Raw genomic sequence first — 4,059 nt, 5'->3', positions numbered from 1 at the left:
TAAAATAAAATGTTGTTTTTTATAGTTATATATGGTATTATTACCATAGAAAATTTAAAACTAGTGCTTTTAATTCAGTCCAGAGAGGCTGGCAAAGTAAGAAATATCTTGATTCTTAGGGATAGTGTAGCTATTTTTAAGTGATAGGAATGTTATACCTCTTTGCCTTCTGGTAAAGAGGTTTTTTTATTGCTAGGTACTAGTTAAAAACTAGCAAAGGGGGAATAGCCTTGAAAAAATTTGAAATTTACAACATTCCCGTATTGCATAAATATTAATAATAATGTATAATTACTAACAATGGTGAATGAGAAATTACAAATTATATTAAGAGGTGAGATGAAATGAAAGGTATTATTTATCTAGAAGACGGAAGTGTATTCGAAGGAAAAGGATTTGGATTTAGAGGGACAAGCGTTGGAGAATTAGTTTTCAATACTTCAATGGCTGGGTACCAAGAGATTATTACAGATCCATCATCAGCAGGACAAATCGTTACGATGACTTATCCTCTAATTGGTAATTACGGAGTAAATTCAGAGTTTAATGAATCAAAGGGTGTTTTCGTTAAGGGGCTGATATTAAAGTCACTATGTAAGGTTCCTTCAAATTTCATGGGAATAGAAGAACTTAACAACATGCTACTAGAAAATAGCGTAGTAGTTGTAGGAGATGTAGATACAAGAAGCATTACTAGAATAATAAGAGAAAAAGGAACACAGAAATGTGTTATAACAACTAATGATATTCCAAAGGAAGTTGCAGTAAAGCTGATGGAAGAGTTTACTCCATGCCAAGATGCAATGAAAACAGTTGGATGCACAGAAAGCTACGTTGTAGAAGGTAGTGGTGCTCATATAGTTGCAATAGATTTAGGAACTAAGGGAAGTGTTATAAAGGCACTTAACCAAAAGGGATGCAAAGTAACAGTTATGCCATATACTGCAAGTGTTGAAGAAGTTCTAGCACTTAACCCAGATGGAATATTCCTAACAGACGGACCAGGAAATCCAGAAATGGCAGTAGAAGCAGTTGAGCTTACTAAGGCACTTATAGCTAAGAACCTTCCGGTATTTGGAGTAAGTCTTGGACATGAGATTATCGCAATAGCTGAGGGAGCTAAAACATATAAGCTTCTATACGGACATAGAGGAACTAACCACGGAGTAAGTGATAAGGATGCAGGAAAGTGCTTTATTACAGCACAATCACATGCATATGCAGTAGATGCTAATAGCCTAGGAGGAACAGACCTTGAGGTTACACATATAAATCTTAACGACTCAACAGTTGAGGGAATTAAGTGTAAGAGCAAGAAGGTATTCTCAGTACAGTTTATACCAGAGGGTCAGCCAGGACCATCAGACACAGATTACCTACTAAACAAATTTATTAAACTTATGAGCGTGGAGGGTTAATAGATATGAAAAAGAATTACAAAAAGTTAATGATATTAGGTTCAGGACCAATTATTATAGGACAAGCAGCAGAATTTGACTACTCAGGAACACAGGCTTGTAAGTCACTTAAGGAAGAGGGAATTGAGATTGTTCTTGTAAACTCAAACCCAGCTACAATAATGACAGATGAGCATATTGCTGACAAGGTATATATAGAGCCTCTAAATGTAGAGTCAGTAGAAAAAATCATAGCTAAGGAAAGACCAGAAGGAGTTTGTGCAGGATTCGGTGGACAAACAGGACTTAACCTTGCAATGAAGCTTATGGAAGAGGGAATTCTTGAAAAGTATAATGTTGAACTTCTGGGAGTTGACAGTGAAACAATCAAGAAGGCTGAAGATAGAGAAGCATTTAAGGAGCTTTGCCTTGAAATAGGAGAGCCAATCCCAACTAGTATAATTGCAAATACACTAGAAGATTGTATGGCATTTGGAGAAGAGTGTGGACTTCCACTAATTATAAGACCTGCTTACACACTTGGTGGAACAGGTGGAGGAATTGCCTCAACTATGGAAGAACTTGAAGAAATCTGTGAGAAGGGTCTTGCACTAAGCCCTATACACCAAGTTCTACTAGAGCAAAGTGTTGCAGGATGGAAGGAAATTGAGTACGAAGTAATAAGAGACTCAGCTGACAACTGTATGGTTGTTTGTAACATGGAAAACATTGACCCAGTAGGAGTACATACTGGAGATAGTATAGTAATTGCACCATGTCAAACAATGACTAAAATGGAACATCAAATGCTAAGAAACGCAGCTATAAAGCTAGTTCGTGCACTAAATGTACAAGGTGGATGTAACGTACAGTTTGCACTAGATCCTGAAAGTCACAAGTATATAGTAATCGAAGTTAACCCAAGAGTTAGCCGTTCAAGTGCACTAGCATCAAAGGCAGCAGGATACCCAATAGCTAAGATTGCAGCGAAAATTGCTATAGGATATACACTAGACGAGCTTAAGAACTATGTAACTGAAACTTCAAGTGCATACTTTGAGCCAACACTAGACTATATAGTACTTAAGATTCCAAAGTGGCCATTTGAAAAGTTTGCATATGCAAAGAGAACACTTGGAACTCAGATGAAGGCAACTGGAGAAGTAATGTCAATGGATAGAACATTTGAATCTGCACTACTTAAGTCAGTATCATGTCTAGACGCTAACTTTACAGGACTTAGAAAGCCATCACTTGTAGGACTTAGCAAGGAAGAATCAGTTGAGAAGATTAAGCTTTGTGATGACGAGAGAATATTCGCAATAGCACAGGGGTTAAGACAAGGACTTACAATTGATGAAATCCATGATATAACTAAGATAGATAAGTGGTTCCTAAACGGAATTAAGAATATAGTAGATCTTGAAATTAAGTTAACAGAAAACAAAACAGATAAAAACGTTATAGCAGAAGCTGAAAAAATGGGATTCTCAGATGAGGAAATCATGAGCTTAACTGGGCAAACAAGAGAAGAACTTAAGGCAATCCGTGATGAGCATGGAATTTACCCAGTATATAAAATGGTTGATACTTGTGCAAACGAGTTTGAAGCTAAGACTCCATACTACTACTCATGCTATGAGAAGGAAGATGAGAATGTTATAACAGACAAGAAGAAGATAATAGTTATAGGCTCAGGTCCTATTAAGATAGGTCAAGGAGTAGAGTTCGATTACTGCTGCGTACATGGAGTATGGGCTATAAAGGAAGCAGGATATGAGTCAATCATAATCAACAACAACCCAGAAACAGTAAGTACAGACTTTGATACAGCAGATAAGCTATACTTTGAAACACTATTCATAGACGAGGTTCTAAACATAGTAAGAAAAGAAAATCCAGAGGGAGTTATTGTACAGTTTGGAGGACAAACTTCAATAAATCTTGCTCAAAAGCTAGAAGATGCAGGAGTTAACATCCTTGGAACAAGCGTTGATTCAATAGACGTTGCAGAGGATAGAGATAGATTTAGAAACTTCCTTGAGGAAATCGAAATTGCAGTACCAAACGGAAAAGCTGTAAACGATGCTGATAAGGTAGCTGCGGTTGCAGAAGAAATTGGATACCCAGTAGTAGTAAGACCATCATATGTAATCGGTGGACGTGCTATGAGGGTTGTTCACTCAAGAGAAGACCTTGATGGATACCTAAGTGAAATTAGAAGTATACTTAAGGATCATGAACTAATAGTAGACAAGTATATAGAGGGAACTGAAATAGAAGTTGATGCTATATGCGATGGAGAAAACATACTAATTCCAGGAATTATGGAGCATATTGAAAGAACTGGTATCCACTCAGGAGACAGTATAACAGTATATCCACCAATGACCCTATCACAGGAAGTAATTGATAAGCTTGTAGAAAGCACAACTAAGATTGCTAAGGGACTAAACGTAATAGGACTTGTAAACATCCAGTATGTGTTCGATGGTAAGGATATCTATGTAATAGAGGTTAACCCAAGAGCATCAAGAACAGTTCCAATACTAAGTAAGATTACAGGGGTTCCAATGGTTAAACTTGCACTAAACGCAATGCTTGGCAAGAAGCTTACTGAATCAGAATACGGAACAGGAACACTTCCACACAAGAACTTCTA

General features: G+C 37.0%; 2 protein-coding genes. Both read left to right on the top strand.

The annotated features are described in order from the left end of the window. Positions 1 to 344 precede the first annotated feature (344 nt). Positions 345 to 1,418: a glutamine-hydrolyzing carbamoyl-phosphate synthase small subunit gene (gene carA, locus RR539_RS10535; protein WP_332500423.1), complete on the top strand. Its 1,074-nt coding sequence runs from the start codon at positions 345 to 347 to the stop codon at positions 1,416 to 1,418. Further along, a partial coding sequence (gene carB, locus RR539_RS10530) for a carbamoyl-phosphate synthase (glutamine-hydrolyzing) large subunit (protein ID WP_442878414.1) occupies positions 1,418 to 4,059 on the top strand: 2,642 nt, incomplete at its 3' end. The genes carA and carB, both read left to right, overlap by 1 nt.

The organism is Clostridium sp., assembly GCF_036639235.1.
GTDB lineage: Bacteria > Bacillota > Clostridia > Clostridiales > Caloramatoraceae > Clostridium_AB.
This window is presented reverse-complemented; position numbering and strand designations above follow the sequence as displayed.